This window comes from Arthrobacter sp. Y3223164, from assembly GCF_059091005.1.
In genome coordinates this window covers 1-250 of the sequence record NZ_JBNHGF010001003.1, presented here as the reverse complement: position 1 = coordinate 250, position 250 = coordinate 1, and the positions used below count along the sequence as shown (strand labels likewise).

Annotated in this window: 1 protein-coding gene; it reads right to left on the bottom strand. The window is 73.2% G+C overall.

Annotated features, from left to right (window positions below; translation table 11 throughout):
* Nucleotides 1-250: hypothetical protein (locus tag AC5RUJ_RS19110; RefSeq protein ID WP_494156621.1), on the bottom strand; the 250-nt coding region annotated here is incomplete at both ends.

The window sequence follows — 250 nt, the reverse complement described above, 5'->3', positions numbered from 1 at the left end:
CAGCTCCACGCCGGGAAGGAACCGCGCCGACGCGCGAACGGACTCCGGCAACGCGTAGCAGACAACGCGCAGGACGGTTCCCGCCGCCCGTGCGGCCAACTGCAGCAGGGCCGAACGCAGCAGACCGTCCAGCCCGAAAGGTGTTCCCTGGATCCGCAGCGGGGGCTCGGCGAGCAGGTCCACGCACAGCGGAGCATCCCTCGGCGGCGGGGGCGGGACCACCGGCGCCGACGCCGAACCGATGTGTGCC